Source organism: Pseudomonas cichorii (assembly GCF_015471405.1).
Taxonomy (GTDB): Bacteria; Pseudomonadota; Gammaproteobacteria; order Pseudomonadales; family Pseudomonadaceae; genus Aquipseudomonas; species Aquipseudomonas serbiensis.
On record NZ_BLVZ01000003.1, the window covers coordinates 341132 to 357442 of the forward strand.

General features: G+C 59.5%; 18 protein-coding genes. All 18 read left to right on the plus strand.

The genetic code is table 11. The annotated features are described in order from the left end of the window. Nucleotides 1-3: 3 nt before the first annotated feature. The gene (locus JL015_RS05495) at nucleotides 4-987 is read left to right on the plus strand and encodes an FHA domain-containing protein (protein WP_201017749.1); all 984 of its coding nucleotides are present in this window, start codon (nucleotides 4-6) and stop codon (nucleotides 985-987) included. Then, complete coding sequence (locus tag JL015_RS05500) at nucleotides 984-2342, plus strand: FliI/YscN family ATPase (RefSeq protein WP_304573863.1); 1359 nt, start codon at nucleotides 984-986, stop codon at nucleotides 2340-2342. The genes JL015_RS05495 and JL015_RS05500 overlap by 4 nt, the downstream gene beginning before the upstream one ends. Then, complete coding sequence (locus tag JL015_RS05505) at nucleotides 2329-2793, plus strand: type III secretion protein (RefSeq protein ID WP_201017750.1); 465 nt, start codon at nucleotides 2329-2331, stop codon at nucleotides 2791-2793. The genes JL015_RS05500 and JL015_RS05505 overlap by 14 nt, the downstream gene beginning before the upstream one ends. After that, complete coding sequence (locus tag JL015_RS05510) at nucleotides 2790-3350, plus strand: type III secretion system HrpP C-terminal domain-containing protein (RefSeq protein WP_201017751.1); 561 nt, start codon at nucleotides 2790-2792, stop codon at nucleotides 3348-3350. Before JL015_RS05505 ends, JL015_RS05510 begins: the two co-directional genes overlap by 4 nt. Before the next feature lies 1 nt (nucleotide 3351). Beyond that, nucleotides 3352-4416 (plus strand): type III secretion system cytoplasmic ring protein SctQ, encoded by a 1065-nt coding sequence (gene sctQ / locus JL015_RS05515; RefSeq protein WP_201017752.1) that lies wholly within the window; start codon nucleotides 3352-3354, stop codon nucleotides 4414-4416. Next, nucleotides 4413-5066 carry a type III secretion system export apparatus subunit SctR gene (gene sctR, locus JL015_RS05520; RefSeq protein WP_117165055.1) on the plus strand — a complete coding sequence of 218 codons (654 nt, stop codon included), beginning with the start codon at nucleotides 4413-4415 and terminating at the stop codon, nucleotides 5064-5066. The genes sctQ and sctR overlap by 4 nt, the downstream gene beginning before the upstream one ends. Before the next feature lie 14 nt (nucleotides 5067-5080). Further along, nucleotides 5081-5341 carry a type III secretion system export apparatus subunit SctS gene (gene sctS, locus JL015_RS05525; protein WP_025259563.1) on the plus strand — a complete coding sequence of 87 codons (261 nt, stop codon included), beginning with the start codon at nucleotides 5081-5083 and terminating at the stop codon, nucleotides 5339-5341. Nucleotide 5342: 1 nt separating this feature from the next. Further along, nucleotides 5343-6140 (plus strand): type III secretion system export apparatus subunit SctT, encoded by a 798-nt coding sequence (sctT, locus tag JL015_RS05530; RefSeq protein ID WP_201003183.1) that lies wholly within the window; start codon nucleotides 5343-5345, stop codon nucleotides 6138-6140. 24 nt (nucleotides 6141-6164) lie between these two features. Next, nucleotides 6165-7250 (plus strand): type III secretion system export apparatus subunit SctU, encoded by a 1086-nt coding sequence (sctU, locus tag JL015_RS05535; protein ID WP_201017753.1) that lies wholly within the window; start codon nucleotides 6165-6167, stop codon nucleotides 7248-7250. A 641-nt stretch (nucleotides 7251-7891) separates the two neighbouring features. Beyond that, nucleotides 7892-8902: a Gfo/Idh/MocA family protein gene (locus tag JL015_RS05540; RefSeq protein WP_201017754.1), complete on the plus strand. Its 1011-nt coding sequence runs from the start codon at nucleotides 7892-7894 to the stop codon at nucleotides 8900-8902. A gap of 33 nt (nucleotides 8903-8935) precedes the next feature. Then, the gene (locus tag JL015_RS05545) at nucleotides 8936-10051 is read left to right on the plus strand and encodes a DegT/DnrJ/EryC1/StrS family aminotransferase (protein ID WP_201017755.1); all 1116 of its coding nucleotides are present in this window, start codon (nucleotides 8936-8938) and stop codon (nucleotides 10049-10051) included. Further along, nucleotides 10052-10564, plus strand: coding sequence for an NUDIX hydrolase (locus tag JL015_RS05550; protein ID WP_201003191.1), 513 nt, complete (start codon nucleotides 10052-10054; stop codon nucleotides 10562-10564). Then, complete coding sequence (locus JL015_RS05555) at nucleotides 10561-11649, plus strand: DegT/DnrJ/EryC1/StrS family aminotransferase (protein WP_201017756.1); 1089 nt, start codon at nucleotides 10561-10563, stop codon at nucleotides 11647-11649. The genes JL015_RS05550 and JL015_RS05555 overlap by 4 nt, the downstream gene beginning before the upstream one ends. Beyond that, nucleotides 11630-13000: an FAD-dependent oxidoreductase gene (locus JL015_RS05560; RefSeq protein WP_201017757.1), complete on the plus strand. Its 1371-nt coding sequence runs from the start codon at nucleotides 11630-11632 to the stop codon at nucleotides 12998-13000. The genes JL015_RS05555 and JL015_RS05560 overlap by 20 nt, the downstream gene beginning before the upstream one ends. Then, nucleotides 12997-13695, plus strand: a complete 699-nt coding sequence (locus JL015_RS05565; protein WP_201017758.1) for an HAD family hydrolase — start codon at nucleotides 12997-12999, stop codon at nucleotides 13693-13695. Before JL015_RS05560 ends, JL015_RS05565 begins: the two co-directional genes overlap by 4 nt. A 2-nt stretch (nucleotides 13696-13697) precedes the next feature. Beyond that, nucleotides 13698-14810: a fatty acid desaturase family protein gene (locus JL015_RS05570; RefSeq protein ID WP_201017759.1), complete on the plus strand. Its 1113-nt coding sequence runs from the start codon at nucleotides 13698-13700 to the stop codon at nucleotides 14808-14810. Continuing rightward, complete coding sequence (gene mtnP / locus JL015_RS05575) at nucleotides 14807-15715, plus strand: S-methyl-5'-thioadenosine phosphorylase (protein WP_201017760.1); 909 nt, start codon at nucleotides 14807-14809, stop codon at nucleotides 15713-15715. Before JL015_RS05570 ends, mtnP begins: the two co-directional genes overlap by 4 nt. Further along, entirely contained in the window at nucleotides 15712-16308 is a 597-nt protein-coding gene (gene nudK / locus JL015_RS05580; protein ID WP_201017761.1) for a GDP-mannose pyrophosphatase NudK, read from the plus strand. The genes mtnP and nudK overlap by 4 nt, the downstream gene beginning before the upstream one ends. Nucleotides 16309-16311 lie beyond the last annotated feature (3 nt).

A 16311-nucleotide genomic window follows, 5' to 3' on the forward strand; every position in this document is an offset into this window, starting at 1 on the left:
CCTATGGAAACCAAGAAACACTACGAACTACGGGTACTGACCGGCCTGCATCGGGGCGCGGCACTGCCCTTGAACGGCGATCAATGGAGCATCGGCTCATCCAGCGGCGCAGACCTTTCACTGTACGATCCCGGCATCAAGGACAGCCACTGCATGCTGCGGCTGGTGGACAGCACCTGGTCGCTGGCCAGCAGCGAAGGCCCAGTCACCGACAGCGAAGGCCACAAGATAGAAGGCATTACCCAGCTTGAGCCGGGGACGCCGTTTGCCCTCAATGGCGTATGGCTGTCAGTGCTCAGCGCCAACACCGAATGGCCACCTGAAGAAGACGAAGAAAACGAAGAACAGCCTCAAGCGTCTGCCGAAGCCTTTGCAGACGCTCTTGCCGACCCAGAGCCCGAACAGAAGTACGAACCGGAACCTGTGCAGTTGGTCGCCGAGCGCGAAGCTCCGGCACCTAAGGCAGCACCACGCTCACTGCTCGGGCCTTTATTGCTGGCCGGTTCACTGGTGGTGTTTCTGGGCGCGCTGTTCTGGCTGGTCAACCAGCAGGAACCTGCACCGCCAGCGCCGCTGAAACCGTCCAAAGTCGAGCTCAAGGATGCGACCGAGGTAAAGAAAGTCCTCACCAGAATGCTCGAAGAGCGCGAGCTGCAAAAGCGCATAACCATTGCTGAAGAAGAAGGAAAGATTTTCCTGCACGGGCCTTTCGACGAGGACGACCTGTTGCAGTCCACCTCGCGCATGCTGTTGCACTTCGATCGTCAGTACAAAAGCCCGCTGCAAGTGCTCAACGCCCTGCCCGCCGCCACGGCTGAACTGCCTTTCACCATCATTCAGATCAGCAATACACGCCTGGCCAGTGTCCTGACCAGCGATGGCCGGCGCCTGTTCCTGGGCGATGAAGTCGATGGCGTGCGCTTCGTCGATATCAACGAGCATAAAGTGGTATTCGAGGGTGAACGGCGTGTGGAGGTGAGCTGGTGAGCGAATCAGCCCTGAATCCTCTGAACACATGGCGCCAGGAACACAGCGAACGACTGCAACGTTGTGCGCCAGTGGAAGTCATGGGTCGTATCGCCGGTGTCAGCGGCATCCTCTTGCACAGCCATATGCCTCAGGCACGCATCGGCGACTTGTGCGAAATCCGTCGGGCAGATGGCACTGAGGTGATGGCCGAAATCGTGGGCTTCGACCGCAAGCACACCTTGCTCGCGGCACTCGGAGCGCTGGACGGCATCGCCATCGGTGCGCCGGTCCGGCCACTGTTCCAGCCCCACAGTCTGGTGGTGGGTGAATATCTGCTGGGCTCGGTCCTGGATGGTTTCGGACGCTCGTTGAGCGGTGACGGGCCATCGGCCTTTGCGCTTTCCGGCGCGGCGGGAGCCCAGCCCGTCATCCGCGATGCACCACCGGCCACCGAGCGCCCCAGGATCGAAGCGCCGTTGTCCACCGGCCTGCGCGCCATCGACGGGCTCCTGACCCTTGGCGAAGGCCAGCGGGTCGGCCTGTTCGCCGGTGCCGGTTGCGGCAAGACGACGTTGCTCGCGGAAATGGCGCGCAACACGCCCTGCGAGGCAATCGTGTTTGGCCTGATCGGTGAGCGCGGACGTGAATTGCGTGAGTTTCTCGACCACGAACTGGACGAAGAACTGCGCTCGCGAACCGTGCTGGTCTGCTCCACTTCGGACCGCAGCAGCATGGAGCGTGCCCGTGCAGCGTTCACTGCCACGACCATCGCCGAAGGTTTTCGACAGCAGGGCAAATCGACCTTGCTGATCATCGACTCCCTCACCCGTTTTGCACGGGCCCAGCGGGAAATCGGTCTGGCCAGTGGCGAGCCGGCCGGTCGCGGCGGGCTTCCGCCCTCGGTCTACAGCCTGCTGCCGCGTCTGGTGGAGCGCGCCGGAAGAACCCGGACCGGAGCAATCACAGCCCTGTACTCGGTACTGATCGAACAGGACTCGATGAACGACCCGGTGGCCGACGAAGTTCGCTCCCTGCTGGACGGCCATATCGTGCTCTCTCGGCGCCTGGCAGAGCGCGGCCATTACCCGGCCGTGGACATTCTGACGAGCCTGAGTCGAACGATGAGCAATGTGGTGGGAACCGAACAGGTCAAGGGTGCCACACAGATACGCAGACTGTTGGCTGCTTATCAGCAAGTTGAAATGTTGATCAAGCTGGGTGAGTACCAACAGGGGAACGATCCACTGACCGACTTCGCTGTGCAATCGCGCGATCAGATCATGGATTTTCTGCAGCAATCGCTACGAGACCCGGTGTCGCTGGAAGACACCCTGGACCACCTCATACAGGTAACTGCTGATGTCCCACGATGACCTTGACCTGCTGGATTCGGCCAATGATCCGCAAATGAACAGCCTTGGCCAGACCCTCGATATCCTGGCGCCGATCCGTCGGCACCGTCTGACCCTGGCCGAACAGGCATGGCGACGTCAAAACCAGGTGCTCAACGACTTGCAGACCCGCCTGCATCAAATGACCAGGGACATCGAGTCATTGCATCAGGCCTATCGCCAGTCACGCATCGAGCAACGCGATCGGCATGCGAACCGCCCGTTGCCCTTGAGCGAAATGAATGACTGGCTGGCCCAGGAACGTCAGGCCATCCGGCATATCGAGCGCAGCGAAAAGCATCTGAGCAACCTTCAGCACGAGCACCGCCAGCAGCAAATGTGGACTGATGACAGCCACAAGGAACTGCGCAAACGCCAGCGTGATGTTGAAAAACTCGACTACCTGATGGATCTCGCCCGGGAGGCCTCATGAACACCAAGCCTGTGGCGCACAAGCCCACGCCTCCACGCCCGCAGGAGCCGCCCAAGCCACGCAACAGCACCAGCAACACCGAGAACACCGCCACGCCGGTCAAGCACGAGCGCGGCGAACATGTGCCTCACGAAACTCTGGAAGAAGGCGAACTCTTCGAGCAGATGATGACCGCGTCGAACGACAACGTCTTCTGGCTGGGCAACGATCAGCCACAAGGCCTGAGCGATGGCTGGCGCGATGGCGAAAAGCATGGCAGCAATGCCTCGCTGCCACCGGCACCGGTTGAAGCCTTGTGGGACTCGCTGCTCAACCCGATAGAAGAACACCTGGCCAGCAACGAAATGGAACCGATGGAAGCCATCTTCGAGCTGCCGGAACTGGGCAAGGTGACGGTACAGGTCATCCCGCGCAGCGACGGGCTGGATATTGCCCTGCGCTTTGCCCGTGATGCTGCCTTGCAGCGTTGTCAGGAAAACCGCGAAGCCAGCCGTGAATGGCTCAGCCAACGGCTGGGACGTCGCGTCAGGCTCACTCTCGATCAGGCAGGTCATTGAAATGAATGCACAGGCACTTGCCCTCAGACCCGTCAGCACCACCGAAGCTTCGATCCGACAACGGATAGGCACCGGTCTGAGCCTGCCTTTCCAGCTCAATCGGCAAAAAGGCCAACTGGCCTTGCGCCTGGCGCCCACACCCGGCCAGACCGTCGACGAAGGTCATCTGGAATGTGCGTCCGGGCCTTTGCGGCTGACCAATACCGAAGCCCTGCTGGGCCTGTTATCCAGTTGCCCGGCCCTGTTGCAGCAATCGGACAACAACGAAGACCATCAGTGGTACTGGCAGCTTTACAACCATTACCTGAGCCCCGAGCTGCAACACCTGTTCGGCACATTGCAGCCGCTGGATCAGCCCAATGAACAAGGGCTGGACTGCCTGCTGGAAGCGCGCATCAACGGTTTGCGGGTCTGCTCCAGGCTGAGCGCGCCACCCGCCACCCTGCTCGATCTGCTGGATCGCGGCCAATGGCAGCACACTCATATCGGCCAGACCTGGCCGTGGCCCATCAACACCCCGCTGCTGTTGGGCCATCTGGCCCTGACCTACAAGCAGTTGAAGGGGTTGCGCCCCGGCGATGTGCTGCTGCCCGACCATCCACTGTTTACCCCCGATGGCCACGGAATACTGCAACTGGGCTCCTGCCGCCTGAGCCTGGTCCAGGAGTCCGCCAACGCATTGTGCTTCACCCTTACCGAACTGGAGCAAGACACCATGAATGCCACTATCGACCACTTTGCGGCTTCCGACAGCGATAACCCGATTCTGCTCGACGATATCCATATGCAGGAACACGAAGATTTCGCCGAAAACACGGCTGACGGAAGCGACGATATGGAGCGCTTCAACGATCTGGCGCTGGCCCTGACGCTGCGTGCGGGCAATCTCTCACTGAGCCTGGGTCAGTTGCGTTCGCTGTCGGTCGGCTCCGTGCTGACCTTCAACGGTTGCGCGCCGGGCCATGCCATGCTGTTCCATGGCGAGCGTGCGCTGGCGCATGGCGAGCTGGTGGATGTCGAAGGACGCCTGGGCCTGCAGATCACCCGCATGGAAGCCTTGCGGTGAATCTCCAGGATGCCAACCCACTGACGCTTGCCCTGTTTCTGGGGGCTCTGTCACTGGTGCCATTGCTGATGATCATCTGCACGGCCTTCCTGAAGATCGCCATGGTGCTCTTGATTACCCGTAACGCCATCGGTGTCCAGCAGGCCCCGCCAAACATGGCGTTGTATGGCATTGCCCTGGCGGCCACGCTGTTCATCATGGCGCCGGTGTTCAATGAAATGGGGCAACGGGTCAAGAAACTCCCCGAACGCCTGGATAACTTTGCCGCCATGGAAAGCGCCGGCAAACATGTGATCGAACCGTTGCGCCTGTTCATGACCCGCAACATCGATCCGGATATTCAGACCCACCTGCTGGAAAACACCCAGCGCATGTGGCCAAAGGAAATGTCGTCCCAGGCCAGCCGCGATGACCTGCTGCTTGTCGTGCCGGCCTTCGTATTGTCCGAGTTGCAGGCCGGTTTTCAGATCGGCTTCCTGATCTACATCCCGTTCATCGTCATCGACCTGATTGTCTCGAACATTCTGCTGGCTCTGGGCATGCAGATGGTTGCGCCGATGACCATTTCGCTGCCGCTGAAAATCCTCCTGTTCGTGCTGGTCGATGGCTGGACCCGCCTGCTCGATGGGCTCTTCTACAGCTACATGTGATCCGCCGAGGCTTTATGGAAACCCTGACGCTTTTCAAGCAGGCCATGTTGCTGGTGGTAGTGCTTTCCGCTCCGGCACTGATCGTGGCGGTGATTGTCGGTGTCATCACCTCGCTGCTGCAGGCCGTGATGCAGTTGCAGGATCAGACCCTGCCGTTCGCCATCAAGCTGGTTGCCGTGGGCGTGGCACTGGCGCTGACCGGACGCTGGATCGGTATCGAACTCATGCAACTGGCTTACCTGTCTTTCAACATGATCGGTCAGACGAGGCCTTGAGATGTTCGAGCTCCCGTTCAAGGAAGTCAGCGAATCGATCATTGCCCTCACAGTGGGCATGGCGCGGCTGTACCCGTGCCTGTTCCTGATTCCGGCGTTCGCATTCACCGAACTCAAAGGCATGCTGCGCCACACCATCGTCCTGGCCCTGGCGCTGTTCCCCATGCCCGCCATTCGCGAATCCCTCGCGGGCCAGAGCCTCGATTGGCTGGACCTGACGTCACTGCTGCTCAAGGAAAGCATTATCGGCCTGCTGCTGGGCCTGTTGCTGGCCATGCCCTTCTGGCTGTTCGAGTCCATCGGCTGCCTGTTCGACAACCAGCGTGGTGCGCTGGTGGGCGGCCAGATCAACCCGGCACTGGGCGACAACACTTCGGAACTGGGCCATATGCTCAAGCAGGTCATGATCCTGCTGATGATCCTAGGTGGCGGTTACGCCAGCCTGACCCAGATCATGTGGGACAGTTATCTGGTATGGCCTGCCACCCAATGGGTACCTGTCACCGGCCCCGAAGGATTCGAGGTCTATCTCAAGCTGGTCGCCAGCACGTTCCGCTTCATGGTGCTGTACGCCGCACCGCTGGTAGGCCTGTTGCTGCTGATCGAATTCGGCATGGCGATTCTCAGCCTTTACAGCCCGCAACTACAGGTTTCAACCCTGGCGATGCCCGCCAAGAGCCTCGTAGGCCTGGGCTTCCTGGTGCTGTACATGCCCATGCTCACCTGGCTGGGCGAAGGCCGTCTGGATGAGCTGAAAGATTTGACGCACTTGCTACCGCTGATGTTGCAGATCCCCTGACCGCCCTCTGCCGGAAGCCGGACCATGAGCGAAAAAACAGAAGAACCCACGCAGAAAAAGCTCGACGACGCACGCAAGAAAGGTCAGGTCGGGCAAAGCCAGGATATTCCCAAACTGTTCATTTTCGCGGCCCTGATCGAGATGATCCTGGCCATGGTGGATTCCGGCATGGAACGCCTGAAAGAGCTGATCATGCTGCCCATGATGGAGCTGGATCGGCCCTTCGGCGCCGCCCTTGGAGAGGTGATGACCAAGGCAGGCCTGGAGTTGCTGCTGTTCATGCTCCCGGTCCTGGGTGTTGCCGCAGTCATGCGCCTGGCCGGCGGCTGGGTCCAGTTCGGCCCGCTGTTCGCCACCGAAGCCCTGAAGCTGGACTTCGAGCGCCTGAACCCCATCAACCAGTTCCAGCAGATGTTCTCTTCACGGCAGTTGTTCAACCTGTTCAACAGCCTGTGCAAGGCCGTGATGATAACCCTCGTGCTGTATTGGCTCCTGCCGCCGTCACTGGGCGACCTGATCGGCCTTGCCCAGACGGATCTGGACAGCTACTGGAAAGCACTGGTCGATCTGTTCAGACGCCTGTCACGCATCTGCCTGGGTCTGCTGCTGGTGCTGGCCATCGTGGACTTCGCTCTGCAGAAGTACTTCTTCATCAAGGGCCAGCGCATGAGCCATGAAGATATCCGCAAGGAGTACAAGGAGTCCGAAGGCGACCCGCACATGAAGTCGCACCGCAAGTCACTGGCACACGAAATCTCTCAACAGCCTGCCTCCGCCGCGCCTGCCAGGGCACCGGTCGAAGACGCCGACATGCTGCTGGTCAACCCGACCCACTTTGCCGTGGCCCTCTTCTATCGCCCGGAGCAAACCCCGTTGCCGCGCATTATCTGCAAGGGCCGCGACGCCGATGCCCGCGAGCTCATCGAGCGCGCCCGCAAGGCAGGTGTACCAGTGGTGCGCTTCGTCTGGCTGGCACGGACGCTGTATCGTGAAAACGTTGGTCAGTTCATTCCACGCGCCACTTTGCAGGCTGTGGCGCAGGTTTATCGACTGTTGCGTGAAATTGATGAACAGGCAAAGGGGGACGTGATCGAAATGCCGCATTATTAAGTTTTGGCAAACACACTCAAACGCGCCCGGAAATTTCCTTATAAATCAGCGTCATTACCAAACCACCAAAAAGGCTTAATACGAAAGGCATAACTCACGTAATCTTTTTTATGATTTTTCGATCTATATGCCGTGTTGCCATGCTCAAAGCGCTGATATAGATTCAGCCCCGTACTCAGTCAGCAGGACACACTGACGCAGTTGCTTCAACACGGATTATGTTGAGGCTTGAATAAGGCAATCACGGAAGATTCGTATCATGAATACTTATCATAAAAACAACTGCCGTTCTTCGTTCAAAGCAACACATGAACAATTCGCAAGAATGTTCACCCTCCCCGATATCAGCCGGAACAACGTGATTTCGTTGCGCTCCCGGCTCTGGAACATCCTCAAGATCCGCTCTCAAGGCCTGAAAAACCAAGCGTCCAGCGAGCCTGCGCAACAGCGGCCGCACATAAGCGATGGTCACTTTCACTCTTAGAGTACTTCAATGTTCCAGGGCATTCGCCCTGCACTAACGACTTGAATGAACACTGAACTCATTCGGTTTGTCCGCAAGACAATCCGTTACGGAATTCGTGTACGCGCTTGTCCGCAATTCCAATGAACACATTAACTCTTCCAAGACGGAGATGATTATGACTGGACTCAAAGTTGGTATCGTTGGTCTCGGCGCACAGATGAAAGAGAATCTGTTGCCCACACTTTTACAAATGCCGGACATTCGTATCGTGGCGGTCTGCGACAGCGACCGAACCCGTGCAGAAGAAATCAATCGTTTCGTATCCAACGTGATGATCACTGATAACTTCGACGAGATGCTTGCCTGCCCCGGGCTCGATGCAGTCGTCATGGCCTGCCCACCTCAGGCGCATCGTGATCTTGCGTTCAAGGCCATGGCCAGGGGCGTGCATGTCTTTGTCGAGAAGCCACCTTGCTTCACCCTCGACGAACTGGAAGCACTGATCGCTGCCAGTCACGATGCCAAAGTGGTTACCGGCGTCGGCATGAACTTCAAGTTCGCCAAGCCCATGCAGCAGTTGCGTCAGATGACCAGCACTGAACAGTTCGGCAAGATCGTGCATGTTCAGCTCAACCACTATGCAAGCAAACCCACGTCGCCGCTTTGGGGCCTGGATTCGACACTGCGTTCCTTCCTGCTGGCCCAGGCCATTCACACCATCGACCTGGGCGTGACCTTCGGTGGCGGCGAACTGCGTGATATCGAGTCCCGGGTGCAGCGTCACGGCGACTCATTGCTGGTCAGCCTTGAGCTGCAATTCAGCACAGGTGCCAGCGTCAGCCTGCTCAGCGGCACCCTGTTCCCCTACTTTGAATTCGACATGAAGATTGTCAGCTCGAACTCGATGATGGTGGAACTCAACAACCTGTGGAACATCACCATGCACGAACCGGAGCACGGCACCAGTGCCACCGGTACGGCCAAACGCTGGCGTGGGGCGTGGCAGCCAGGGCCACTGGATTCCGGCTATGAGCGCAGCGGTTATTTCGGCGAGCTGGAAAAGTTCTTCCACGCCGTACGTACCAACACAGCCTATGAGGCGAGCTTCGAGAGCCTGCTCCCGACTTACAGGGTAATCGAGAGCATCTGCTACGCAGCCGAACCAAACCTTGCCCTTAGCGCTTGAGCCCACCCATAGCCTGTTACGGAATCCATGAACATGTCAGCCAATCTTTCCAGTACCGCCACTGCACACAAGCCTGTTTCAGATAAATATCGCCCGGTGTATGCCGACGACCTGCTGACCATGAAGTTGACCCTGGAACGCCCGCTGTCGGGCACCAGCGATGTGGTCGGCGAATACGAAAGCAAGCTCGCCGAGTGGTTCGAGGCGCAGCACGCCATTGCCGTTTCGTCAGGCGGCGCGGCGCTCAGCGTGGCCATTTACGCATCCGGCGTAGGCCCTGGCGATGACGTCCTGCTGACACCGAGCTGCCCGCTGTGCACCATCTACCCGATCATTGCCGCCGGGGCCAACCCCATCTTCGTCGATACCCGCGCCCACGGCTTCGGTGCAGATCCAGCCTCGATCAAGGCCCGCATCACACCGAACACCAAGGCCATCATCGACATCCCGATGTGGGGTTATCCGACTGAAGTCGACGAACTGCGCCTGCTGACCCATGAACTGGGCATCAAGCTGATTCTGGACCTGGCTCACTCCCACGGCACGACCCTGCAAGGGCGCCCGTTGTCGCAGTTCGGTGACCTGTCCTGTTTCAGCACCCATGAGCGCAAACCACTGGCCACCGGAGAAGGCGGTTTCATCCTCACCGATGACGATGCACTGGCCCAGCGCTGCCGTGACTACAGCCGCTTCGGCAACCTCAATGGCAAGGACTTCGGCCTCAACTACAAGCTTGCTGCACTGCCGGCCGCCCTGGGCGGTAGCCGTCTGGCGTCATTGGCCGGTCAAATCGAGAAACGCCGTGCGAACACGGCCTACTTCCTCAGCAAGCTGGATCACAGCAAGGTCCGCGAGAAGAAGATCATCGATGGCGGTCTGCCGAACTATTACTTCCTCAATCTTGAACTGCACTTTGCCGACAACCGTGCTTTTATCGATTATCTCGATGACGCGGGTATCCCTTCCGACATCAAGCGCTATGGTTGCAAGGCGCTCTATGAATTCCCGGCACTCGCCCAATACCGTAACGAATGTCCAAACGCTGAGGCCTTGCTGGCGGGCATGACGACAATTCCGGTTCATCCGGACATTACCCAGACGGAACTGGACTACATGGCAGATCGCATCAATCAGTACGGTGCCGCGTAAATGACGGCCCCACTCGATCGCTCACAACTGGATCGGCATTTCACCGCGTCCGGGTTCGTCTTGAACCCGGACCGGAAGATGCTGCTGTTGCATCACCGCAAGCTCGGTGTCTGGCTGTATCCCGGTGGCCATATCGAACAGGGAGAAACCCCCGACGTCGCAGTACTGAGGGAAATTTTCGAGGAGACGGGGATACACGCCCAACTGCTCGGCGAGCGCGACGAAGAACTCGCCGATGTCGAAACCGATGTTACCGTGCTGCATCAACCGTATCGGGTACTGTGCGAATACATCGACGACAAGCGCGGGCCGCACTATCACCTTGACCTGATCTATGTCACGGCAACTCCTCTGCTCGCCTGCCCGGACGACAGAGAGGTCGAACACGCGCGCTTCTTCAGCCATAAGGAAACGGCTGAGTTGAAGATGTTTCCCAACTTCCGGCGAATGGTAGACCGAGTCTTCGCAGACGATGCGCTGTGGGATCTGGTGGGGATAAAGGTGTCGTCATGAGCCTGCGAACCATTACCCAGAAAGGCACTCTGCACTCGGCTGACGACCTGCACGAACTGGAGCGGGCCCTGCACTCGGGCCTGACCGGCACCTCGCCGATTGTCGAAGAGTACGAAGCAGCGCTTTCTGCGCTGTACGGCATCAAGCATGTGATTGCCGTGTCGTCAGGTGCCGCTTCGGTGACGGCGGCGCTGTCTGGCGTCGACTTCAAGCCAGGCGATGAAGTCATCGTCGCCCCGACCGGACCGATCTGTACGGTACTGCCGATTCTATCCATGGGGCTTGTGCCGGTGTTCTGCGATGTCGCGCCGGACAGTTTCGGTCTTGACCCGCAGGACCTGCGGCGCTGTGTCAGCCCTCGGACCTGTGCAGTGATCGAAGTGCCGATGTGGGGTTATCCGATCAACTCTGACGCGACCTGGGCATTTGCGCAGGAAGCCGGGATCGCGCTGATTCAGGACCTGGCCCACGCCCACATGACCCGTCTGGACGGAACATGGCTGGCGCGCCATGGCGACATCAGTTGCTTCAGCACCCATGACTGCAAGTTCATCTCCACCGGCGAAGGTGGCTTCGTGATGACCGATGACGATGAGCGGGCACGGCGGATTCGCGCCTACACCCGCTTCGGCAATCTGACCGGCGAGTCTCTGGGCATCAACCTGAAACTGGGCGGTCTGCAAGCTGCCGTTGGCCTGGCCAGGTCACGTCAGCTCGGTGTGCATCTGGAACAACGTCTGGACAACCGCGAGCGGCTTCTGGGCCTGCTCGACAACCCGGCGTTTCGCGAACTGCCCGTGGTCCCCGGTGGCGTCGTGAACGGTTATTCGCTGTTACTGCAATCGGTGGGGCATGACGGTCGCCAGTTGGTGCATTACCAGCAACGGCACGGTATCGAGTCGGATATAGGCAAGTACGACAACCAGCCGCTGTATCAACTGCCGTTACTGACCCGCTATCACCGCGATTGCCCCAACGCCGCCAGGTTGCTGCGCTCACTGACGACGGTGCCCTTGCATCCGGGTCTGCTGGACGACGACCTGCACTACATCGCCAAGGTGCTCAATGACTACTCTCCCAACTGAATCGGGCCGGCGCTCGGGCCATGCGGTGGTGATCGGCGGCAGCGTGACCGGCTGCCTGACCGCTGCGGTGCTGGCGAAACGCTTCGAGCGTGTCACCGTGATCGAGAAAAGTGATTTCTACGACGAAACCGGTCCGCGCCAGAGCCTTCCCCAGGAACATCACGTGCATCTGTTGCTGTTGCGCGGCAAGCAGATCATCGAGCGCATTTTCCCGGGCCTGCTGAGTGCCCTTGAGCAAGACGGTGCCCAGGTGGCGGACCTGGGTCACGATGTAAAGTGGTATCAGGGCGGTCGCTGGAAAAACCGTTACCGCAGCGGCATTCATGCTCACTATTGCAGCCGCAGGCTCATCGATAACCAGCTTCGCCGTTGCCTGACGACTGTGCCGCAGGTGGATATTCTTTCCGGCACGCGAGTGACGGGCATCGAGTTTGCAGGTATCGAAGACCGACGTCATGTAAGCGGCGTGACCATCGACAACGGTTCGGGTGCGCAACATTTGCCCTGCGATCTGCTGGTGGACGCCAGCGGCCGGGGCACGCATATGCCCTCCTGGCTGAAAGAGGCCGGTTTCGGCACGGTGCAAAACAGCTTGGTCAAGACCGAGCTGGGTTATGCATCGCGCATCTACAAGCGGCTCCCCGCGTTCGCCGAACAATGGCAAGTGTTGCTGGTGCTGCCAACGGCCCCGGCACAACGCTCGATGGGCGTGATCAGCCCCATCGAGGGTGATCGCTGGATGGTGACCACCGGTGGCTGGTTCGGCCATTTTCCCGGCAAGGATCCGGACGACTTTCTGCAAGCCCTGGCCGACCTGCCGGTGCCGGATATCCATGAAGTCATCCGCGAAGCCGAACCGCTGTCGGAAGTCTTCACGTTCAAGATGCCCGGCAGCCGTCGCACTCACTACGACCGCCTTGAACACTGGCCGGAAGGTTTGCTGGTCGTGGGTGATGCCCTGAGCAGCATGAACCCGCTGTACAGTCAGGGCATGACCATTGGCGCACTGGAAGCCGACTGCATCGACAACCGCCTTGACGCGCTGCTGGATCGCTCGCTCAGTTGCCATCAGTTGCAGGGTTTGCTGTGTGGCGTGGTCGATGGTGCATGGAACATGGCCACGACCGAGGATTTCCGCTTCCCGGAAACCTCCGGTGAACGCACCTGGCGCACCCGCTTTGACCATTGGTTCGGCGCCGGGCTTGGCAAGCTCTCGGCGAGCAATCGCCGGGCGCTGGAGACACAAATCGGTGTGACCAATCTGGTAGTAGATCCCAGCCGACTCTACTCGCCGGCAATTGTGTCGCGCATCGCACTCAATGCCCTATTTCCCAGGAACACCCGACAATGATCGACGATCCCCTGCATTTTTCCGGCATCGAACATGTGGTGTTCGACTGGAACGGTACCCTGATCGACGATATCGATCTGGCTGTCTTCGCCGTGAATCGCTGCGGCGAGCATTTCGATGTCCCACCCATTACCGCTGACCTGTATCGGGCCAGGTTCAACTTTCCGATTGCCGGCTTCTACGCCGCGCTCGGCTTCGATCTGGACCGCGTGCCTTTCTCCACCATCGTCCAGCGTTACCTGGAGCACTTCGACGCAAATGTCGCGCACTGCCCGTTGCACTCGGGTGTGATCGAGTTTCTCGACGCTGCAAAACGTGCCGGTATCGGCGTCTCGATTCTCTCGGCGTCGCATTGCGATGTGCTGGTTCAGACCCTTGAAGCCAAGGGTCTGCATGACTATTTCGAGCATGTCGTGGGGCTGAGCCATAACCAGGCTACCAGCAAGACAGCCGAGGCCGTGGTGTTGCAGAAAACCCTGGGCACACCTGCCTCACGAACCCTGTTCGTCGGCGATACGCTGCACGACTTCGAGGTGGCGAATGCTGTGGGCTGGTCGCCAGTACTGGTTTCGACCGGCCATCAGAACAGCGAACGCCTGCGTGCCAGCGGTGCGCCGCTGTTCAGCAACCTGGACGAACTGCTGCAACGCTTTGCACCCGCTCACGCACGGTGCGCCGAAACCGGGAGTGCCTGACCATGACCACCTCGCACACGGTTCTGATCGGCCTGATTGCCACAGCATTGGCATTACGCGCGATGGTCACCTTTTATTACCGCGACCATCAGCGCATTCTGAGGCTGTTAAGGCTGGAGCCACGGATTCCCGACCGCAAGGAGCACTACTACCGGCCACTGGATGAGTGGTTCGCGCCGCTGCCCTTCATCTGGACCTGGCTGGATATCGTAGCTGCCGTTGTACTGGCATCGATCTACTCGACACCGTTGATGTGGTTGCTGGTGGTGCTCTGGAGTGGCGGACGCCTGCGCGCCCTGCAGGAGTTCGGACACAACGCCGTGCATTTCGCGTTATGCCCCAACCATGAATGGCAGTGGTGGCTGAGTAACGTTTTCTATCAGTTTCCGGCGTTCAAACGCGACATGCGCAGCCGCCACCAGACCCACACGCTGGAACACCATCGCAACCCCAATCACCCCAGCCGGGACCCGAACCGTGCGAGGGTGCATGCCGGTGGCTATGTGGCAGGTATTTCCTCCACCAGCTTCTACGCGCTGCTGCTCTACCCGCTGACGCCGCGTGGCGCCTGGGTCAACCTGACGACCATGGCACGCAGCAGCCTGTTGAACCACTCGCGCCTGACGACGGTGGTCCGGGTGCTGTGCCTGATAGCCGTCGCTGCCCTGCTCTATTGGGCCGGCGGCTGGAAAGGCGTGCTGTTTGGCTGGCTGGTCCCGCTACTGACGTCGTACCCGGTCTTTGCCTGGGTATCGCTGCTCACCGAGCACCGCTGGTTTGTCGAAGGGACGTCCAGAGATCGACGCGACCTCGAATACCTGGCAGGCCGCCCCACCGATTACTTCGGTATCAGCGGATGGCTGATTCGCGTGTTCATCGCCCCGACATCCGACGCCTACCATCTGGCGCACTCGCTGTACCCCGGCGTTCGCTGGAACTACCTGCCAGCCATCGACCGGCATCTGAAGATTCATGAACCACGCTACAGCAACAACGCCAGTGAAGGCCTGTTGCTCAAGCGCGGCAGCGCACCCACTGCGCTTTCCGAACTGTATGAGCGTCTGGTGACCACCGGACAACCAGAAACCACCCTGAAGACGAGAGGCAGCGTGTGAATAATTCATCGGCACACCAGCAGGTTCAACGTATCGGCATCATTGGCGGCAGTGGTCTTCAGCAACTGCCCGGCTTGAAGGATATCCAGTTGGTCGAATGCGAGACTGCGTTCGGCAAACCTTCATCACCTGTCACCCTGGGCACCCTCAACAATGTGCCGGTGGCCTTCGTGCAGCGCCATGGCGTCGGACACACCATCCCGCCCTCGTTCATCAATGTGCGGGCCAATATCGCTGCGCTGCGCAGTGTCGGCTGTACCCAACTGTTATCGGTCAGTGCCGTGGGCAGCCTGACCCACGATGCACCGCCGGGCAGCTTCGTGCTGATCGATCAATTCATCGATCGTACGATCCAGCGTGAAAAGACCTTCTTCGGGCCGGGCCTGGTCGGTCATGTACCCTTTGGCGACCCCGTGTGCGGGCGCATGCGCTCGGTGCTGGCAAGCGCCGCAGAAACCGCTGACGTGCAGGCCCGCAATGGCGGCACCTATGTGGTCATGGAAGGGCCACAGTTTTCGACCCGCGCCGAATCCCACCTCTATCGTGAGTGGGGCGGCACCGTGATCGGCATGACCGCCATGCCTGAAGCCAAGCTCGCACGTGAAGCGGAGCTTTGCTACGCGATGATTGCCATCCCGACTGACTTCGATTGCTGGCACGAGTCCCACGAAGACGTGAACGCCACCCTGGTTGCCCAGCGCATGGCCGACACCTTTACCCTGACCCGCCGTCTGGTCACCGAAGCCGTCACCCGTCTGGGTGAGCATCAGGGCGCCTGTTCATCCGGGTGCGACCATGCGCTGGATACTGCCGTGATGACTGCACCTGAGCATCGTGATCCTGAAATGGTCGCACGGCTGCTGACGGTGGCACCCAACGCTACTCATCTGGGAGCCAAACAGTGAACAAAGCCATCGCCACCAAGGACCGGGTGCGTATCAAGCAGGTCGACGTGCTGTCGGACAACTGGTACGTCCTGCGCAAGACCACGTACGACTTTCAGAGCAATAACGGCACCTGGAGCACCCTGACCCGTGAAACCTATGACCGGGGCAACGGCGCTACCATCCTGCTCTACAGCAAGCTGAAACAGACCGTGGTCCTGACCCGGCAATTCCGTTTTCCTGCCTTCGTCAACGAACACGATGGCATGCTCATCGAGACCTGTGCCGGGCTGCTGGACCGGGACGACCCACAGACCTGCATCCGCAAGGAAACCGAGGAAGAAACCGGTTATCGCATTCAGGAAGTGCGCAAGGTGTTTGAGGCCTTCATGAGTCCCGGATCAGTGACCGAGCGTTTGTACTTTTTTGTCGGGGAATATTTCGACGAAGACAAACTGAGCGCAGGGGGTGGTCTTGAGGACGAAGGCGAAGACATCGAAGTCCTCGAAGTGCCTCTGGATGAAGCGCTGTCGATGATCGATACCGGCGCGATCTGCGACGGCAAGACCATCATGCTCCTGCAATACGCCAAACTGCATCGACTGCTGGATTGAGGC

What these genes read in the sequence shown, in the direction of transcription:
- JL015_RS05495 (WP_201017749.1), top strand. Translation starts at nt 4, where the DNA reads ATGGAAACCAAGAAACACTACGAACTACGGGTACTGACCGGCCTGCAT.
- JL015_RS05505 (WP_201017750.1), top strand. Translation starts at nt 2,329, where the DNA reads ATGTCCCACGATGACCTTGACCTGCTGGATTCGGCCAATGATCCGCAA.
- JL015_RS05510 (WP_201017751.1), top strand. Translation starts at nt 2,790, where the DNA reads ATGAACACCAAGCCTGTGGCGCACAAGCCCACGCCTCCACGCCCGCAG.
- sctQ (WP_201017752.1), top strand. Translation starts at nt 3,352, where the DNA reads ATGAATGCACAGGCACTTGCCCTCAGACCCGTCAGCACCACCGAAGCT.
- sctS (WP_025259563.1), top strand. Translation starts at nt 5,081, where the DNA reads ATGGAAACCCTGACGCTTTTCAAGCAGGCCATGTTGCTGGTGGTAGTG.
- sctT (WP_201003183.1), top strand. Translation starts at nt 5,343, where the DNA reads ATGTTCGAGCTCCCGTTCAAGGAAGTCAGCGAATCGATCATTGCCCTC.
- sctU (WP_201017753.1), top strand. Translation starts at nt 6,165, where the DNA reads ATGAGCGAAAAAACAGAAGAACCCACGCAGAAAAAGCTCGACGACGCA.
- JL015_RS05540 (WP_201017754.1), top strand. Translation starts at nt 7,892, where the DNA reads ATGACTGGACTCAAAGTTGGTATCGTTGGTCTCGGCGCACAGATGAAA.
- JL015_RS05545 (WP_201017755.1), top strand. Translation starts at nt 8,936, where the DNA reads ATGTCAGCCAATCTTTCCAGTACCGCCACTGCACACAAGCCTGTTTCA.
- JL015_RS05550 (WP_201003191.1), top strand. Translation starts at nt 10,052, where the DNA reads ATGACGGCCCCACTCGATCGCTCACAACTGGATCGGCATTTCACCGCG.
- JL015_RS05555 (WP_201017756.1), top strand. Translation starts at nt 10,561, where the DNA reads ATGAGCCTGCGAACCATTACCCAGAAAGGCACTCTGCACTCGGCTGAC.
- JL015_RS05560 (WP_201017757.1), top strand. Translation starts at nt 11,630, where the DNA reads ATGACTACTCTCCCAACTGAATCGGGCCGGCGCTCGGGCCATGCGGTG.
- JL015_RS05565 (WP_201017758.1), top strand. Translation starts at nt 12,997, where the DNA reads ATGATCGACGATCCCCTGCATTTTTCCGGCATCGAACATGTGGTGTTC.
- JL015_RS05570 (WP_201017759.1), top strand. Translation starts at nt 13,698, where the DNA reads ATGACCACCTCGCACACGGTTCTGATCGGCCTGATTGCCACAGCATTG.